Here is a 16,276-nt window from a genome sequence, read left to right as displayed (position 1 = left end):
AGAAAATGAAAAGAATGCTTACAGTGATCGCTGTACTATTTATTGGCTCTAACGTGCATGCGCAACTTGTATATGTACAAGGCGGACTAAACCTGGCAAACATTACTAAAACAAATGATGGACACACGGAAAAGAACAATATCCTTCCCACTTTTAACGCAGGTTTTATGGGAAGATTTGGCTTATCTAAAACAGTAGACCTTGAAAGTGGTGTACTGCTTACCGGTCGCGGCGCAAAAGCTGAATCTTATTTTAATGGGGGTAACGATTACGTTAAATCGAAATTTAATCCGTTATATGTTGAAGTGCCTTTGAACCTGGTGATACTGGCACCGCTTGACAAACAATCCGGCATATTTTTTAATGCGGGTCCTTACATTGCTATTGGTGTTGGTGGTAAATCAAAAACAGATTCCAAGATCGGGCCGGTTACATCTTCTTCCAGCAGCTCCATCAAATTCAGTAATGATGATCCTTTTACATCCCAGCAGGATGATGCAGCGTACGATAAATTAAAGAGATTTGATTTTGGTATCAACCTGGGTGGCGGTTTTCAATTTGAACACCTGCTGCTGAAAGTAAATTATGGTTTGGGGCTGGCTAAAATAAATTCAACAGAAAGCAATAACACCGCTAACGATAAAAATAAGTACCGCACACTGAGTTTTTCAGTAGGTATTCCTTTGGGCAAATAGCGTTTTGTTGTGTTCTCTATAAAAAAATGGTCCGGAATTCCGGACCATTTTTTTATACGTGCTTTTAGTAAGATTTATACCAGTTCTTTCACCACATCCGCAATTATATTCGGGCGGCCCAGTGTGTAATAATGCAATACAGGTACACCGAATTTCTTCAGTTCACGAGATTGCTGTAATAACCATTCGGTACCTACTTTTTCCACTTCTTCATCCGATTTACATTTCAGTATCTCATTGCTTAATGCTGTTGGCAGATCGATATGAAAAACCTTGGGCAGCATGGTTAGCTGCTTTTTGGTGTAAATAGGTTTAAGCCCCGGTATGATAGGTACGTTGATACCCGCTTCGCGGCATGCTTTTACAAAGGCATAATATTTTTCATTATCAAAGAACATTTGTGTCACGATGTAATCAGCACCCATATCTACCTTCTGCTTCAGGTATTTGAGATCACTGTCCATATTGGGTGCTTCAAAATGTTTTTCGGGGTAACCAGCAACACCAATACAGAATTTAGTGTTGGAAGAATTCTTCAAATCTTCTTCCAGGTAAACACCGGCATTTAAATTTACTACCTGTTTTAAAAGATCGCTGGCATAGCGATGGCCGCCGGCTTCTGCTTCAAATGTGCTCTCGTTCTTAGCGGCGTCGCCCCTTAGTACCAGTACATTATCAATGCCCAGGTAGTGCAGGTTGATGAGTGCATCTTCTGTTTCGCTGATATTAAAACCGCCGCAGATAAGGTGTGGTACCGTATCCACGCTGTATTTGTTCATAATGGCGGCACAAATGCTTTCGGTGCCGGGGCGTTTGCGTACTACCACCTTGGTAAAGCTACCGTCGGCATTTTTCTTAAATACATGTTCGCTGCGGTGATAAGTAACATTTATAAAAGATGGTTTAAACTCCATCAAAGGGTCTAAATGTTTGTACAGGGACTGGATGCCTTTTCCTTTTAAAGGAGGCAGGATTTCAAAAGAAACCAGGGTACCTTTTGCCTGGTTGATGTGATCTATAACTTTCATTATTCAAAATATTCTGCAAACATAGTTAAGTATGTATAAAGCACAAACTGCTGTTAAATAAAATATGATATTACCTTATTTATCGCTTTGCGTTATTTTTGCGCAAAACTCAACCATTTGAGCCTTACAATTCAAACAAAGAACCTGGTAAAAATTTACGGCAGCCGCACTGTTGTAAATAATGTTTCCTTTAATGTAAAGCAGGGGGAGATCGTTGGACTGCTTGGGCCCAATGGCGCCGGTAAAACCACATCATTCTACCAGGTGGTGGGTTTGGTAAAGCCGGATGAAGGCGAGGTTTTTTTAAATGATATCAATATCACCAAGCTGCCCATGTACAAAAGGGCGCAAATGGGTATTGGTTATTTGCCGCAGGAAGCCAGTGTGTTCCGTAAATTAAGCGTGGAAGATAATATCAGCGCTGTGCTTGAAATGACGAAGCTGAGCAAGGCCGAACAAAAAGAAAAACTGGAAAGCCTGCTGGACGAATTCCGTTTGCAGAAAGTAAGAAAGAACAATGGTGATACATTGAGCGGTGGTGAAAGAAGAAGAACAGAGATCGCTCGTGCCCTGGCGGTAGATCCTAAATTTATTTTACTGGATGAACCCTTTGCCGGTGTGGACCCGATAGCCGTGGAAGATATACAGGCTATTGTTGCCAAACTGAAGTATAAGAATATCGGCATACTCATAACCGACCACAACGTAAATGAAACACTCAGCATTTGCGACAGGGCTTATTTACTGATCGATGGTAAGATATTTGAACACGGCACTGCAGAAGAACTGGCAGGTAATGAACAGGTACGTCGTTTATATCTGGGAAGAAATTTTGAACTGAAGAGAAAGGATTATTTGCATGATGAAGCTGCGGAAGAAAGCAATAATATGGCTGTTGAGAATAAGCAGGTTGCTTTAGAAAACTTACTGGAACGGTTTATTGCAGATACAGAAAATAAGATACGGGTACTGGATAAGATCGGTTTATATAAATTCAATTTTACCTACGCAGAAGATATAAAGCTGGATGATTATAGCAAATATTATAAAGATATCAGGTCGGCTCTTTTTCAAAAAACAACGCCTGCAGATACAGAGATAAATACACTCATCAACTCACTTCCTCCACTAGAATACTCAGAATTCAAACGCAGCTTTTCATTTTACGATAATTTTTTATTTATCTTATTCTTCTTTGGTTTTATAGGTGTAGGAATTCCTCTTTTAATAGTTTATTTGATATATGGCCCCATCTTTAAACGGGCGAAAGAAAAAATGCTGCATATCCGTTCTGTTTTGAGCGAGATCAATCTTTTGCTTCATGCAAAAAACAATGACTGATCCTGATCATAAAATAAGCAAGACTTACTTTATTTGTTTTTCTTTTTTTATCTTGCTTTTGCATGAAACTCCTCTCTCCCATAATCTCCAAGCTTGCAAGAAACCGTTTCTGGCGTATACAAAACTGGACCAACCACCCGGTAGCTGCACAAAGACAGGTATTGCAGGATATTGTAACAGCGGGGCAGTACACGGAGTTTGGGAGAAAATACAATTTTGCAAAATTATTTACAGTAAAAGAGTTCAAGAAAAAAGTACCCATACAGGAATACAATGATGTAAAGCCTTATATCAACCGCATGATGCAGGGCGAAGAAAATGTTTTATGGAACACCCCTGTAAAATGGTTTGCCAAATCATCGGGTACCACCAGCGATAAAAGCAAGTTCATCCCCATCAGCGAAGAAAGCCTTACGGATAATCATTTTAAAGCCAGTAAGGATGTACTCACCAATTACTACAACAATTTCCCCGGCAGTCATTTGCTTACGGGTAAAAGTTTGGTGGTGGGCGGCTCTCACCAGTTAAGCAAAGTAAATGAAGAGATACAGTTTGGCGACCTGAGCGCTGTGCTGATGCAGAATTCTCCTTTTTGGGGACAATGGTTGCGTACCCCCGAACTAAGCGTGGCTTTATTAGATGAATGGGAAAATAAAATTGAACAACTGGCACAAACCACCGCTAACGAAAATGTAACTTCTCTTGCCGGTGTGCCTACCTGGACGCTTATTTTACTGAAAAGGATACTGGAGATAAAGAATAAACAAACCATTAAAGAAGTATGGCCCAACCTGGAGTTATACATCAATGGTGGTGTATCCTTTGTTCCTTATAAAGAACAATTTGACAGGATATTTGGTGAAAAGATCAATTACCTGGAAATATATAATGCCAGCGAAGGTTTTATTGCAGGCCAGGTAAAACCGGATGATGATGGTTTATTATTATTTACTGAACACGGCATTTTTTACGAATTTATGCCCGTGGAAGAATATGGTAAGGAAAAGCCGCATACTATAGGCTTAAAGGATGTACAACTCAATAAAAACTATGCGCTGGTAATAAGCACCACCGGTGGTTTGTACCGTTACCTGATCGGTGATACAGTGATCTTTACAGCTATCAATCCGTATAAAATAAAAGTAAGCGGCCGTTTAAAACATTACATGAATGCTTTTGGCGAAGAAGTGATCGTTGATAATACCGATAAGGCAATTGCCATTGCCTGCGAAAAGACCAATGCACAGGTTTGTGATTATACGGCTGCGCCGGTTTACTTCAGCGAAAATAATAATGGCGCACACGAATGGCTGATAGAATTTGAAAAAGAACCGGACAATATCACTGCATTTACGTACGAACTGGATAATGCTTTAAAAGACATCAACAGCGACTACGAAGCCAAACGCCATAAAGATATTGCATTGGGCCTGCCCATTGTGCATGTATTGCCTAAAGGAAGTTTTAATGAATGGCTGAAAAGAAAAGGCAAGTTGGGTGGGCAGCATAAAGTGCCGAGATTAAGTAATGAGAGAACGATTCTCGAAGAGATTCTTGCCCTTGAAAACAAATAGAATTATTTTTGCTGGCTATAAAACAAAACACATCAAGATAATAATCCCTTAAATTTTTATACTCATGACTAAATTACTCGAAGGAAAGAATGCTATTGTTACAGGCGCCGCCCGTGGTATTGGCGAAGCCATTGCAATAAAATTTGCAGAACATGGCGCCAATGTCGCTTTTACCTATGTTAGCGACAGCAGTAAAGATAAAGCCACAGCGCTGGAAGCCAAACTGGTTGCGTTAGGTGTAAAAGCAAAAGCCTATCAAAGCAATGCCGGCGATTTTGCTGCCTGCGAAAGTTTTGTAAATGATATGCTGAAAGAATTTGGCAGCGTGGATATCTGCGTGAACAATGCAGGCATCTCGAAAGATAATTTATTGCTGCGCATGAGCCCGGAACAGTTTGAAGAAGTAATAAAAGTAAACCTGAATAGTGTTTTTTATATGACCAAGCAGGTGATAAAGCCGATGATGAAAGCAAGGAACGGCAGTATTATCAATATGAGCAGTATCATTGGCGAAATGGGCAATGCAGGCCAAAGCAGTTATGCAGCCAGTAAAGCAGGCGTGATCGGTTTTACAAAAAGCGTGGCCAAAGAACTGGGCAGCCGTAATATTCGTTGCAACGCTATCGCCCCCGGTTTTGTAGAAACAGATATGACGAGTTATTTAAAAGAAGGTGAAGCTGCGGATAAATACAAAGCAGGTATTCCATTGGGTCGCTTTGCAAGTGCAGAGGATATTGCAAATGTTACTTTGTTTTTGGCCAGCGATCTCAGCAGTTATGTTACAGGTCAAACCATCAGCGCCTGCGGCGGATTGAATATTTAAGCAACATTTGATTGATAAAAAAATCCCGTGAACGAACGTCACGGGATTTTCATTTTGATAGTGAACTAGTGGACGGATTGTACATTCAGTTCGTTTTCTATCTGGTACTTATCTTTAAAACCCCGAAGCTGTAGGTTGATGTTCTTAAGCGGCGCTTTAATATCCCTGAATTCTTTTATTAATTCAAGCACATCAAAGTCGATATAAGTGGTGCTGCCTGCATCAATTACCACGCTGGTATTGGCAGGCATATTATCAAGCGTTTGCCTGATAGCCGCTTTATTTAAAAAAGAAACTTCTTCAGAAAGATGGATCTTGATACCATCACCTTCTTTATGTTTTGCCTGGTGAAAGAAATAAGAGTTCTTAAGATTACCATGTAAAATGGCCCCGAACGCAGCAAAAATGCCGGCACCTACACCGATCACCAATCCCTTTCCGCTAACCGGCGGATAGATCTTGAACAGGTCGATGGCCAGTATAACGATCACGGTTACCGCAAAAGGGATGAACTGGTATTTGCCATTGCTGAACATTAGTTTAAAGAAAGAAGGTTTGGCCAGTTTATACCCGGTAAGCAATAAAATAGCTGCCAGTGCCGATAATGGTATCTTATTAAGCAATACCGGAATTGAAATGATACAGATCAGCAAAAGCAATCCATGTATGATCGCAGAAAGTTTTGATTTGGCACCTGCATTCACATTGGCACTACTTCTTACAATTACACTGGTAATGGGCAAACCGCCGATAAGCCCTGCAGCAGCATTACCAATGCCTTGTGCAAACAGTTCGCGGTTGGTATTGGTAACACGTCTTTGCGGATCGATATTATCAATGGCCTCAATACTCAGCAATGTTTCCAGAGATGCAATGATGGCAATGAATACACCATACATGATCACTTTACCATTTAAAAAACCGCTGAAATCCGGCAAAGTAAAAAAGCCGAAGAACTCACCTGCACTTTTTGCAACCGGTATCTTTACCAGGTGCTCATTATTTACTGCCAGCCTGCTGCCGGTTGCCACCCATACCTGGTTAATGACCACAGCAGCAATTACTGCCACCAATGCGCCCGGCACAAAAGGCAAACGTTTTTTAATAAATGGTTTTTCCCAAAGCAGCATGATGATGATGGAGATGATACAGATGATGGTTACACCCACTTCAATATGCTGTAAAGGCTGCAACAGCTCGTGCATATCTTCACTGCCATAATCTATCAGTTCGGTCAATAAACCTTTTTCATCTTTATCATATCCAAAAGCATGTGGTATCTGCTTTGCAATAATTAATATGCCGATGCTCGTCAACATGCCTTTTATCACACTGCTTGGAATGTAGTTGGCAATGCCGCCCAGTTTTGCAAGGCCCAGTAATACCTGCAGTATGCCCGCCACCAGTACAGCACATAAAAACAATTCGTAATTACCTATAGCTGTAATGGCGCCAAAAACCAATGCTGCCAGGCCTGCTGCCGGTCCGCTTACGCTCAATGCCGAATTGCTGAGTGCGCCAATAACGATACCACCAACAATGCCCGATATTAAACCACTAAAAAGTGGTGCGCCCGATGCCAGTGCAATACCAAGACATAAGGGTAACGCCACTAAAAAAACCACCAGCCCCGAAGGCAGGTCATATTTAAAATTCTTTACGCTGATCTGCATTTGTTGATATTGGTTTTAGATGGTTGCGAGTTTTTTTTGCTCTTTCTTTGCCTTGGTAAGATTTTTAAAGAAATCCACTTCGCCGTTCTCGATATCATACACACCGCCTACCAGGCCGATCTGGCCGGTTGAGAACATTTCTCTTACTATATCACTCTGGTGCAGTATCTCTTCCAGGCTGTTCTCTACATTGGCATAAGCCACTTTATCATTGCATTTGTGTTCTTCGTCGATCAGCATTGCTTTGCTGATGGCGGGTGTAATGCGTTTAAGCAATCCCGTTATATGCCCGTCGGTCACACCTTTTTTAGCGCTTTTAATAGCACCGCATTCGGTATGGCCCAGCACCACCAGTAATTTGGAGCCCACATATTTTACTGCGTATTCAATGCTGGCAATAATGTCATCGTTCACAATATTGCCTGCTATCCTGATGCTGAACAGATCGCCCAGTCCCTGGTCAAAGATCAATTCTACTGATGTGCGGGAATCCATACAGCTTAATATTACTGCAAAGGGATATTGACCGTCCCTTGTCTGGTTGATCACTTCCAGGTGATCGTGATCGCTGTTGAGGTTATTTACAAAGCGTTTGTTTCCTTCAACCAATATTTCGTAGGCCTGTTGGGGCGTTAAATTCTCTAAGAATTCTTTTGAATGCTTTCTCATTGTATAAATAATTGATGGCCCTTTACCGTTGCTGGTAAATTGATGCCGGATGAATAAAATAAATTGTGTAATACTGCAGTGTAACAATGGAATTAAACCTGTTACTGCATAAAAGTGTAGCTGCTTATATTAAGCCGCGTTGGGGGGAGGAACGAGTAATTCGCCATGGAAAGCAGTGTAGCTGTCTGCATTTTCCAGTTTATGGTATAATGATCTTACTGAAAAGAAATGATGATCAACATGGTGTTCGTGCAAAAACTCTTCTGCAAAATTGATGCTGGAAGGCGCTTTTTCTTCTACATTGTTACTGTTGCTGCCGTCTTCATTAGTGCAGTCTTCGCAATCGGCCTTACCGGTATCAGCCACCGTGGACTTTTGCTGTTTAGCCTGTTGCTGCTGGGCAGTAAGCACAAAAGGAGTACTCGCTGTAAGCCATAGTAATGTAAGTATCAAAAAGATGGCCGACAGGTTTTGAAAAAATGTATATGTTTTTCTCCTTTTATTCATTTTAGAGCTGCAAAATACTACAATACTTGCTGGAAACCAAACCAGCCGCCGCTTCGGATAGAAAATTTCTACCCTTTCGGCGGCGCAGCCTACTGCTAAACAACAGTTTTACATGCTGTTAAAAAAACTTTAAATAAAAAATTGGCAGCGCTTTTATTAACCAATAAATATTCCTGCAATAAGTTCACTAAGCATTAATTTTGGGCAAAAGCACTTTCATGAAATCCTACGAATTATTACTGGAAAACAATAAAGACTGGGCTGCCGGCCAGGTAAATGCCGACCCTGAATTTTTTAAGCGTTTATCGTCCCTGCAAACACCTGAATTTTTATGGATCGGTTGCAGCGACAGCCGTGTGCCGGCCGATAAAATTACGGGTACGCAACCTGGTGAGATATTTGTGCACCGCAATATTGCCAATATGGTGGTACACACCGATGTGAACCTGCTGAGTGTACTGGACTATGCAGTAAACCATCTTAAAGTAAGGCATGTGATCGTTTGCGGGCATTATGGATGCGGTGGTGTAAAAGCAGCGATGGGCAACCAGGATTTTAAGCCTGTGTTGAATATGTGGTTAAGAAATATCAAGGATGTATACCATGTTTATAAAGATGAACTGAATGCCATTGGCAATGAAGAGCAGCGCACTGACCGGTTGGTGGAACTGAATGTGATAGAACAGGTAAGCCATCTTGCACAAACCTCCATTATACAGCGTGCCTGGAAGAATGATAACCTGCCACACCTGCACGGTTGGGTATATGGATTAAAAGATGGTCTTATAAAGCCGGTGATGGAAATGGCACCGAATTCATCGATCGATCCTTTGTATCAGTATAATGATCTTTAATAAAAAAACGGGGCAGGCCCCGTTTTTTTATTTTATGCTTTGGCCTTAAATTTTTCGATCGCATTTTTAGTAAAGCTGCTTAGTACCAGGCGGCCGCTGATGGCCGCTCTTTCTTTCAGCAATACATCCCAGTGTTCGGTCCCTTGCCAGAATACTTTTTTCATTTCGGCCATTGCTGCAAGCGAAGAGTTTGATAAAGTATTGGATAAACGTTGTATAGAATCGTCCATATTTTCAATGCTCTCGTGCACTTCGGCAAACATGCCTTTGCGTTTGGCCCAGTCGGCATTGCGCCACATGCTGGCATCAATGGCCAGTGCAGTAAAAGCAGCGGTGCCGATCTTTCTTTCCACAGCCGGGCCCACTACAAAGGGCCCGATACCAACGGCCAGTTCGCTTAGTTTTAATTCGGCCTTATCGGTTGCAATGGCATAATCCACGGCCGATGCAAGGCCCACACCACCGCCCACACATTTACCCTGTATGCGCCCGATAATGAACTTGGGGCATTTGCGCATGGCATTGATCACATTGGCAAAACCACTGAAGAATTTCAACCCTTCTGCTTCTGTAGTAATAGAAGCCAGTTCATCAAAGCTGGCACCGGAACAAAATGTTTTATCACCGGCGCTTTTTAATATGATCACCTTGGTATCATCATGTGTTCCTGCAAAATGAATTTCATGTGCCAGCGCTTCCAGTATCTTCCCCGGCAGCGAATTGCTTTGCGGGTGAAAAAATTCTATCGTATTGATGCCATGTTCTATATGGCTTTTTACATATCCCTGCTGCATAAATATCTTTTATAAAAGTTACTGATTTTTTTTCTTTACCATTGTTAAAATTGTGGCTACGCCGGTAATTTCATCGGTCTCATCCAAAAATTCCACCAGCCATTTAACGATCCCTTTTTCAATATCATCACCTCTTTTAAAATCTTCCGGTTTTTCTATCACCCGTTTATCATTCGGTAATTTTTCTTTGCAGGTAAAACGGATGTACACTTCTGCACCAGGGTAAACCGGTTTGGTAAACCGCAACTCATCAATACCATAGTTCAGCAGAACGGGATTGATCTCGTAACTGTCCACAAACAAACCAGCAGCAATGCTCATGATAAAATAACCATGTGCCACCTGTTGCTCAAACATGGTACCGGTAAAGTCGGTGGTTTTGATATGCGCATAAAAATGATCGCCACTCAGGTCGGCAAACCTATCAATATCTTCACTGGTAATGGTTCTTTTATCTGTAATGATCTGGTCTCCGATCTGTAATTCTTCAAAATATTTTTTAAAAGGATGTTTGCCGGGATCTTTTCCTGCTGCATTGGGCTGGTACACATTGGTAATGGCAGTAATGCTGGTAGGCGAACCCTGCAAAGCTGTTCTTTGCAGGTAATGTTTTACGCCGCGTATGCCGCCCATTTCTTCGCCGCCGCCCGCCCGCCCGGGGCCGCCATGCACCAGTAACGGTAACGGTGAGCCGTGGCCGGTACTCTCTTTAGCACATTCATTATTCAGCACTAAAATTCTTCCATGATGCGAAGCAGCGCCTACAACATATTGACGGGCTGTTTTATGATCGGCAGTAACAATGGTAGAAACAAGGCTTCCTTTGCCCAGTTTACTTAACACAATTGCTTCTTCCATATTTTTATAGGGCATGATGGTACTTACCGGCCCGAATGCTTCTATTTCATGCGCTTCTTTAGCTGCAAAGGGTTTTTCATTCATCAATAAGATGGGAGAAAGGAAGGCGCCTTTCTTTGCATCTGCATCAATCACCTCCACACTATCCAGGCTGCCATATACTATTTGCGAAGAAGCCAACAATTTCTGTACCTGCTGCTTTACTTCACTGCGTTGTGTTTCGCCTGCAAGGCTGCCCATTCTTACTTTATCGTTCAATGGGTTGCCGATAGTTGTTTGCGCAAGAGAAGTGGCAATGGCCTTCCACATGTCTTCCATTTTATTTTCGGGTACAAATATGCGCCGTATGCCGGTACATCGTTGTCCCGCTTTTAATGTCATCTCCCTTCTTACTTCCTTTACAAAAATATCCCACTCTGCTGTGCCCGGCGCTGCATCATCACCCAGTACAATGCAGTTCAGGCTATCGGCCTCCATTGTAAAAGGTGTATTCTCTCTTAAAATATTAGGATTGGCTTTCAGCATTAAACCCGTTGATGCACTGCCTGTAAATGTCACCACATCCTGCGATGTTACATGATCCAGCAGGTCGCCGGCGCTGCCGCAGATAAGTTGCAATGCACCTTCGGGCAATATCTTACTGGCAATGATCTCCCTTACCACGGCTTCGGTTAAATAACTGGTAACGGTCGCAGGTTTTACAATACAGGGTATACCTGCCAGTAAGTTCACCGCAATTTTTTCCAGCATACCCCACACGGGAAAATTGAATGCGTTGATATGAATGGCCACGCCCTCTTTAGGTGTAAGGATATGCGTTCCCATAAAAGTATTGTTCTTACTGAGATTGTGGCTTTCGCCATCTATACAAAAAACATCGTCCGGAAATTTTCTTCGCAAAGAAGCATTGGCAAAAAGATTACCAATACCGCCTTCAATATCCACCCAGCTATCGGCTTTGGTGGCGCCGGTCTGGTAACTGATGGCATAAAATTTATCCAGGTGTTTTCTTAAATGCATAGCCAGCGCCTTCAGCATATTGCCTCTTTCATAAAAGGTCATTTTGCGCAGGGCAGGGTTGCCCACGGTCCTGGCGTATGCAGCTATCGAATTAAAGTCCAGTCCTTTGGTAGTGGCAGCAGCAACTGCTTCGGCAGTAACTGCATTGTATAATAACTGGCCATCGCCATCGCCGGTGATCCAGTTGCCTGTAATATAATTGCCTAATTTGTTCATATTGCAATGCCGTTTGATAAGGCAAATCTACAAATCTAATATGGGATGGATTTTGTAAATTTGAAATAATAAAATTGTAAAGTTATGAGTGTTGCAGAAATGAAATTAGCAGCTATCAATGAAATTAGTAAGTTAAACAATGAAGCTGCGGTAAAAGAAATACTAGAGCATCTAGTTAAAATTTCAAAAGCTGAGAACGCAAAATTTGATACTGAGGCTTTTTTTGAAAAAGCGTCTAAAAAATATGATGATATATTGCAAAAATTAGCGCAGTAATGATTACTAAAGAAGTAATTTTAAAATTACACGAGCTTTCTATTATTAAATATGGAGGTTCTCAGGGAATAAGAGACGAAGGTTTAATGGAAAGTGCAATTTCAAGACCGTACCAAACTTTCGGTGGTGAAGATTTATATCCGACTGAAATAGAAAAGGCCGCTGCAATTGCGGAAAGCATTATCATAAATCATCCTTTTGTAGATGGCAACAAGCGTACAGGCTACTTAGCTATGTTAGCAATCTTAGAAGAGGGTAAATTGGAGCTTTCGCCATCTAATGACACCATCTATTCATTTGTAATTAAAATTTCTACAGGCGAAATAAAATTTGAGCAGATAGTTGAATGGCTTAAACAAAACACTGCATCTTTTTAAATCACACTACCCCAAACTGCCTTCCATGATGCATCAAATGCTTATAATGCAATAACACCCACTCTTCAAAATTCAGCTCGCCAAATACGGGATGTAAAGTTGTTTTATACGGATCGCCTTTAAAATAAGCTATAAAGCCATCAATGCTGTATTGCAGTTTGGCAACTGCTTCTTCCATATTATTGGTACGTACCGGAAGTGGCTCTTCTCCAATTACCGATGTAGGCGCCTTGGTGTTTTCCCTGAATTGTTTATCGCTTAATAAAAATGCCTTCAGCTTGGGCATATGCTCCGAAGGAGAAACCAGTGGAAAATGAATTTTACCAGCCGATACGGCAAAAAAACCTGCTACATGTTCCAGCATTTGCTGCGCATTCATCTTGCCCCAGTTGCCCGCAGTATCAGCTTTTAAACCCTTTACAAGTGGTACAAAGCCGGTTTGAATAAATTCCAGTTTAGCAGCATCCATATCGTTATTTTACACAATGTAAATAAAAAAAGAATCCCGCCGGTTGGCGGGATGTTTAAAAAATATCGTTGTCATTTACATTCTTTCATCTATTTCTTTACAAAGAGAACTAAAGATATCATCAATGGTTCCTTCGCCTTTTACCATTACCACTTTATCAAAATTGCGGTAGTAATCTGCCACCATTTCTGTTTTGTTGCGGTATTCAGTGATCCTTGCCCTTATCACATTTTCGTTGGTATCATCGCTGCGGCCGCTGGTCTCTCCACGTTTCATCAATCTTTTTACCAACTCTTCTTCACCCACATTCAAAGCCAGCATTACAGCAATACCCGTTTTTTTAAGCTCCAGTAATTTATCCAGTGCTTCGGCCTGTGCAGATGTGCGGGGAAAACCATCAAATAAAAACCCTTTGGCGCCGGGATTGGCATCCAGTGCAGAACTGATCATGCCTATCACCACTTCATCGGGTACCAGTTGCCCCTTATCCATAATCTTTTTTGCTTCCACACCCAAAGCTGTCTGGTTAGCAATTTCGCTGCGTAACAGGTCGCCGGTGCTCAGGTGTTTTAACCCGTACCTGGCAATCAGTTTTTCACTTTGTGTTCCCTTACCGCTGCCGGGCGGGCCAAATAATATTAAATTAAACATAGTTATTTGCTAACCTTATGATGTAAGCAAATATAATATACGAACTTTAAATATCCTTTAACAATAGCAAGAAACTGTTGAAAAACTTTAAGACATCGTTTTTTGTATATAATAATGCTTCAATAAAAAGTAAAACTGCAGTTCATGATAAAATTAATTTACATACCATTTCTTTTTATTATGATGGGTTGTAATTTCAATAATAAAACTAAAACAACTAATATGGACAACAACAAGGATAAAAACCCCGTGTATTCAAAAACAGACAGCAGCCAGGTAAATGTAAGCGACAGCGAATGGAAAAAGATATTACCCCGCGACGTATACGATATTGCCCGTGAAAAAGGCACCGAAAGGGCTTTTACCGGTAAATACTGGAACACCTACGAAGTAGGCACTTACTATTGTGCCGTATGCGGTAACCCGCTTTTCCGCAGCAATGGCAAGTTTGAAAGCAGTTGCGGATGGCCCAGCTTTTTTGAACCTGTTACCAAGGGCAGCCTGATATACGCACCCGACAACAGTTATGGAATGAAACGTACCGAAGTAATGTGCGGCAGGTGTAAAAGCCACCTGGGCCATGTATTTGAAGATGGTCCGCCACCAACCGGTTTAAGGTATTGTATCAATGGTACTGTGCTGGATTTTGAAAAGAAAGAAGAAACAAAATAAGATACCGATACAATAATAAAGCCCCTGTAAAAAGCAGGGGCTTTATATTTTAATACAGTGCCAATGGTTTTGTTATACCCCTATTAAAATTTACTTTTGCGGTCAAATAATGTATGTTATGGGGTCAGATAAGTTAAGCCAGCTTGCCGAAACGCTGATAGGTTCTGAAATTGTTAGTTTAGGTGCAGCCATTAAGGAAAAAATAAAACAGGGCAATAAAATTTACAACTATACCATCGGGGATTTCGACGCATCCATATTTCCTATTCCGCAACAGCTGGAAGACGCGATCATCAACTCTTATAACAAACGCAACACTACCTATCCGCCTGCCGATGGCATTGCGGAGTTACGCGAAGCGGTATCTCAATTTATTGCAACAAGGGAAGGTATTGATTATGGTACTAATGAGATTCTGATCGCTGCAGGCGGAAGGCCGCTGATCTATGCGGCCTTCAGGGCTATTGTAGATAAAGGCGATAAAGTGATCTACCCCGTACCCAGCTGGAACAATAATCACTATGTACACTTTACCGAAGGCGAGCATGTGCTGATAGAAAGCAAGCTGGAAAATAATTTTATGCCTACGGCAGAGCAGATAAAGCCGCATATCAAAGGCGCCACATTGCTGGCATTGTGTTCCCCGCTCAACCCAACCGGTACCACATTTACTAAAAAAGAATTAAGCGCTATCTGCGACCTGGTGATCGCTGAGAACGAACAACGCGGTGCGGATGAAAAGAAATTATACCTGCTGTACGACCAGATATACTGGACGCTGACCTTTGGAGATACTGTGCATTACAACCCCGTTTCGCTGAACCCCAAGATGAAAGCTTATACCGTTTTTATTGATGGTATCAGCAAAGCCTTTGCTGCCACCGGTGTAAGGGTGGGCTGGAGCCTGGGCCCGGCGCATGTTATCAACAAAATGAAAGCCATCAACAGTCATGTGGGTGCGTGGGCGCCCATGGCCGAACAGAAAGCAGTGGCGGATTATTTAATACAGGGAGATAAGATTGATACCTATTTTACCGGCTTTAAAGCGGCAATTGAAGAACGCCTGCACAGGATATACAACGGCTTTATACAATTGAAGAAGGAAGGATTTACGGTAGATGCGGTAGCACCACAGGCGGCCATCTATCTTACCATACAAATAAACCTGGTGGGCAAAAAAACCACGGATGGAAAACTGCTGGCAACACAGGCCGATGTAACGGGGTATATCCTGGATGAAGCAAAAATTGCGATCGTACCGTTCTATGCATTTGGAGCAAGCAAGAACAGCAATTGGTACCGGCTAAGCGTGGGTACCTGCAAAACAGAAGAGATTGATGAAATGCTGGAAAAGTTAAAGGCAGCCTTAAGCAAACTGCAATAAGCTTAATTCTTACAATTCAAAAACACAAAGGGTTTTAGTTCTCTCTGGCGAATGATACTGCGGAGTTGTTGTGGAGAATTGGTGATCTTGTACTTGTTGATGTCGATCACTTCGTGGGCTGCAACAATGTTGTCAGGGCTTTCAACCATGTACAAAATACCATGAAGCATTTCTACTTCATGCTCGATTGCTTGGGGAGTCATCAGCTCCTGGTTGAACAATACCAGTAAATCCCGGTTAGAGTTGTTCATAAGTGAAATTGGGTTCTATACTACAATCATTATTACCTCAATAACCTATCATCCCTGTTTTGCTTGGGCAACCACATTGTCCTTTTTTGGCAGAAGAACAACCGGTAACTATCAAACTAACAATCAATGTTAATAGTATTGTGA

18 protein-coding genes are annotated in these 16,276 nt (G+C 41.8%); 9 read left to right on the top strand and 9 right to left on the bottom strand.

Annotated elements, in window-relative coordinates:
• Positions 1-5: 5 nt before the first annotated feature.
• Positions 6-695 carry a porin family protein gene (locus QM738_RS06260; protein WP_462275820.1) on the top strand — a complete coding sequence of 230 codons (690 nt, stop codon included), beginning with the start codon at positions 6-8 and terminating at the stop codon, positions 693-695.
• A 74-nt stretch (positions 696-769) separates the two neighbouring features.
• On the opposite strand, the gene metF is transcribed toward QM738_RS06260, so the two are convergent.
• Complete coding sequence (gene metF, locus QM738_RS06255) at positions 770-1,723, bottom strand: methylenetetrahydrofolate reductase [NAD(P)H] (RefSeq protein ID WP_462275819.1); 954 nt, start codon at positions 1,721-1,723, stop codon at positions 770-772.
• Positions 1,724-1,840: 117 nt separating this feature from the next.
• Here metF and lptB point away from each other — a divergent pair, with 117 nt between their 5' ends.
• The 3 genes from lptB (at position 1,841) to fabG (ending at position 5,461) form a co-directional block, all read left to right on the top strand.
• The gene (gene lptB / locus QM738_RS06250; RefSeq protein WP_462275818.1) at positions 1,841-3,064 is read left to right on the top strand and encodes an LPS export ABC transporter ATP-binding protein; all 1,224 of its coding nucleotides are present in this window, start codon (positions 1,841-1,843) and stop codon (positions 3,062-3,064) included.
• A 62-nt stretch (positions 3,065-3,126) separates the two neighbouring features.
• Entirely contained in the window at positions 3,127-4,638 is a 1,512-nt protein-coding gene (locus tag QM738_RS06245) for a GH3 auxin-responsive promoter family protein (RefSeq protein WP_462275817.1), read from the top strand.
• A 64-nt stretch (positions 4,639-4,702) separates the two neighbouring features.
• Positions 4,703-5,461, top strand: a complete 759-nt coding sequence (gene fabG / locus QM738_RS06240) for a 3-oxoacyl-[acyl-carrier-protein] reductase (protein ID WP_462275816.1) — start codon at positions 4,703-4,705, stop codon at positions 5,459-5,461.
• A 65-nt stretch (positions 5,462-5,526) separates the two neighbouring features.
• Here the strand turns inward: fabG and QM738_RS06235 are convergent, their stop codons facing one another.
• The 3 genes from QM738_RS06235 to QM738_RS06225 form a co-directional block, all read right to left on the bottom strand.
• Positions 5,527-7,134, bottom strand: a complete 1,608-nt coding sequence (locus QM738_RS06235; RefSeq protein WP_462275815.1) for a SulP family inorganic anion transporter — start codon at positions 7,132-7,134, stop codon at positions 5,527-5,529.
• A gap of 15 nt (positions 7,135-7,149) precedes the next feature.
• Positions 7,150-7,803, bottom strand: coding sequence for a carbonic anhydrase (locus QM738_RS06230; RefSeq protein WP_462275814.1), 654 nt, complete (start codon positions 7,801-7,803; stop codon positions 7,150-7,152).
• A 129-nt stretch (positions 7,804-7,932) separates the two neighbouring features.
• Positions 7,933-8,310, bottom strand: coding sequence for a hypothetical protein (locus tag QM738_RS06225; protein WP_462275813.1), 378 nt, complete (start codon positions 8,308-8,310; stop codon positions 7,933-7,935).
• A 218-nt stretch (positions 8,311-8,528) separates the two neighbouring features.
• On the opposite strand from QM738_RS06225, the gene QM738_RS06220 reads away from it, so the two are divergent.
• Entirely contained in the window at positions 8,529-9,164 is a 636-nt protein-coding gene (locus QM738_RS06220) for a carbonic anhydrase (protein WP_462275812.1), read from the top strand.
• Between the two features lie 32 nt (positions 9,165-9,196).
• Here the strand turns inward: QM738_RS06220 and QM738_RS06215 are convergent, their stop codons facing one another.
• Both QM738_RS06215 and paaZ read right to left on the bottom strand, forming a co-directional pair.
• Positions 9,197-9,958, bottom strand: a complete 762-nt coding sequence (locus QM738_RS06215; protein WP_462275811.1) for an enoyl-CoA hydratase/isomerase family protein — start codon at positions 9,956-9,958, stop codon at positions 9,197-9,199.
• 18 nt (positions 9,959-9,976) lie between these two features.
• On the bottom strand, positions 9,977-12,052 hold the full coding sequence (gene paaZ / locus QM738_RS06210) for a phenylacetic acid degradation bifunctional protein PaaZ (protein ID WP_462275810.1): 2,076 nt from the start codon (positions 12,050-12,052) through the stop codon (positions 9,977-9,979).
• Positions 12,053-12,136: 84 nt separating this feature from the next.
• Here paaZ and QM738_RS06205 point away from each other — a divergent pair, with 84 nt between their 5' ends.
• A complete protein-coding gene (locus QM738_RS06205) occupies positions 12,137-12,328 on the top strand; it encodes a hypothetical protein (protein ID WP_462275809.1) in 192 nt (63 codons plus the stop codon).
• Positions 12,328-12,705 carry a type II toxin-antitoxin system death-on-curing family toxin gene (locus tag QM738_RS06200; protein ID WP_462275808.1) on the top strand — a complete coding sequence of 126 codons (378 nt, stop codon included), beginning with the start codon at positions 12,328-12,330 and terminating at the stop codon, positions 12,703-12,705. The genes QM738_RS06205 and QM738_RS06200 overlap by 1 nt, the downstream gene beginning before the upstream one ends.
• A 1-nt stretch (position 12,706) precedes the next feature.
• Here QM738_RS06200 and QM738_RS06195 read toward each other — a convergent pair whose 3' ends face one another.
• Positions 12,707-13,174 carry a DUF1569 domain-containing protein gene (locus tag QM738_RS06195; RefSeq protein ID WP_462275807.1) on the bottom strand — a complete coding sequence of 156 codons (468 nt, stop codon included), beginning with the start codon at positions 13,172-13,174 and terminating at the stop codon, positions 12,707-12,709.
• A gap of 75 nt (positions 13,175-13,249) precedes the next feature.
• The gene (locus QM738_RS06190) at positions 13,250-13,825 is read right to left on the bottom strand and encodes an adenylate kinase (protein WP_462275806.1); all 576 of its coding nucleotides are present in this window, start codon (positions 13,823-13,825) and stop codon (positions 13,250-13,252) included.
• A 144-nt stretch (positions 13,826-13,969) separates the two neighbouring features.
• Between QM738_RS06190 and msrB the strand changes: the two genes are divergently transcribed.
• Together msrB and QM738_RS06180 are read left to right on the top strand one after the other, a co-directional pair.
• The gene (gene msrB, locus QM738_RS06185) at positions 13,970-14,497 is read left to right on the top strand and encodes a peptide-methionine (R)-S-oxide reductase MsrB (protein ID WP_462275805.1); all 528 of its coding nucleotides are present in this window, start codon (positions 13,970-13,972) and stop codon (positions 14,495-14,497) included.
• 118 nt (positions 14,498-14,615) lie between these two features.
• On the top strand, positions 14,616-15,881 hold the full coding sequence (locus QM738_RS06180) for a pyridoxal phosphate-dependent aminotransferase (RefSeq protein ID WP_462275804.1): 1,266 nt from the start codon (positions 14,616-14,618) through the stop codon (positions 15,879-15,881).
• Between the two features lie 2 nt (positions 15,882-15,883).
• Here the strand turns inward: QM738_RS06180 and QM738_RS06175 are convergent, their stop codons facing one another.
• Positions 15,884-16,084: a hypothetical protein gene (locus tag QM738_RS06175; RefSeq protein WP_462275803.1), complete on the bottom strand. Its 201-nt coding sequence runs from the start codon at positions 16,082-16,084 to the stop codon at positions 15,884-15,886.
• Positions 16,085-16,276 lie beyond the last annotated feature (192 nt).

This window comes from Ferruginibacter sp. (assembly GCF_049840995.1).
Classification (GTDB): domain Bacteria; phylum Bacteroidota; class Bacteroidia; order Chitinophagales; family Chitinophagaceae; genus Ferruginibacter.
Note: the sequence above shows the minus strand (reverse complement) of the source record. Positions and strands in the feature narration are given on the sequence as shown.